This is a genomic window from Limosilactobacillus coleohominis, from assembly GCF_016901675.1.
GTDB classification, from domain to species: Bacteria; Bacillota; Bacilli; order Lactobacillales; family Lactobacillaceae; genus Limosilactobacillus; species Limosilactobacillus intestinavium.
The window spans coordinates 1-1,278 of sequence record NZ_JACJKU010000149.1; the positions used below are offsets into that span (position 1 = coordinate 1).

The following is a 1,278-nucleotide window of genomic DNA, read 5'->3' on the forward strand; positions in this document are numbered from 1 at the left end:
GTAAAATAAAAGAGTCACATACCCTAAAAGTATGTAACTCGTAAAACTATACCAATTTAGCGAAAATTTCACGATTTTGTTAAACCAACACTAAATGATGTAGAGCCAAAATATATAAAGTCGACGTGTACGAAACGTGTACCAAAGTTATAACTTATGATTGCTTAGCTAAGTTATCCACAGATTTTAAAATGTATAAAAAAGCTCCTAAGCCTTATATATAAAGACTTAGGAGCTTTTAGTTAAGATATTAAAACTTTCCATTATTTATAAAAATGCCTCCGGTGGGGGTCGAACCCACACTCCCTCAACGGGAACTGGATTTTGAGTCCAGCGCGTCTGCCAATTCCGCCACAGAGGCATATATCTTAACTAAAAGGTGGTAATCGGATTTGAACCGATGATAAAGGTTTTGCAGACCTCTGCCTTACCACTTGGCTATACCACCAAATAGAGTTTGAAATTATTCAAACAATTAGACGGAGCGACTGGGCACCGTCTAATCAGAAGGGCGGTATGTGGGATTCGAACCCACGCGTGTCGGACCCACAAACCGATGTGTTAACCAAGCTTCACCAATACCGCCAAAATATTCAGTTTAGCAGGGATAGTAGGAATCGAACCCACAACGACGGTTTTGGAGACCGTAGTTATACCGTTTAACTATATCCCTATAAAAAGTGGAGGAGGGTGGATTCGAACCGCCGAACCCGAAGGAACGGTTTTACAGACCGTCGCGTTTAACCAGACTTCGCTACTCCTCCATAAAGTGGCGCGGGACGGAATCGAACCGCCGACACACGGAGCTTCAATCCGTTGCTCTACCAACTGAGCTACCGAGCCGTGCTTGGTCTGGATTTACAACTTATCGTTGTAATGGAGGATACAGGGCTCGAACCTGTGACCCTCTGCTTGTAAGGCAGATGCTCTCCCAACTGAGCTAATCCTCCAAAAGTGACCCGTGCGAGATTTGAACTCACGTTACCAGCGTGAAAGGCTGGTGTCTTAACCAACTTGACCAACGGGTCATATAACGGAGAGTAAGGGATTCGAACCCTTGATACAGGCTTTAACCCGTATACAGCATTTCCAATGCTGCTCCTTCGGCCAACTCGGACAACTCTCCAATATCCGAACCCTGGCACAAATAGCCAGGTGCCAAAGTTCGAGTTTGCGTGGCAACGTCCTATCCTCGCAGGGAGCGATCCCCCAACTACTTTTGGCGCGTTGAAGCTTAACTTCTGTGTTCGGCATGGGAACAGGTGTATCCTTCAAGCC

The 1,278-nt window shown here is 45.4% G+C and carries 9 tRNA genes and 1 rRNA gene; all 10 read right to left on the minus strand.

Features of this window, described 5'->3' with window-relative positions:
- Positions 1-276: 276 nt before the first annotated feature.
- Positions 277-361 (minus strand) — tRNA-Leu (locus tag H5975_RS08105).
- A gap of 16 nt (positions 362-377) precedes the next feature.
- Positions 378-448: transfer RNA gene (locus H5975_RS08110), tRNA-Cys, on the minus strand.
- Between the two features lie 62 nt (positions 449-510).
- Positions 511-585, minus strand: a tRNA-His gene (locus tag H5975_RS08115).
- A 17-nt stretch (positions 586-602) separates the two neighbouring features.
- Positions 603-673 (minus strand) — tRNA-Trp (locus tag H5975_RS08120).
- A gap of 8 nt (positions 674-681) precedes the next feature.
- Positions 682-764, minus strand: a tRNA-Tyr gene (locus H5975_RS08125).
- Between the two features lie 6 nt (positions 765-770).
- Positions 771-843: transfer RNA gene (locus H5975_RS08130), tRNA-Phe, on the minus strand.
- Between the two features lie 34 nt (positions 844-877).
- Positions 878-950 (minus strand) — tRNA-Val (locus H5975_RS08135).
- Between the two features lie 5 nt (positions 951-955).
- Positions 956-1,028: transfer RNA gene (locus tag H5975_RS08140), tRNA-Glu, on the minus strand.
- A gap of 6 nt (positions 1,029-1,034) precedes the next feature.
- A tRNA-Ser gene (locus H5975_RS08145) sits at positions 1,035-1,126 on the minus strand.
- 47 nt (positions 1,127-1,173) lie between these two features.
- Positions 1,174-1,278 (minus strand): 5S ribosomal RNA (gene rrf / locus H5975_RS08150); the annotation flags it as partial.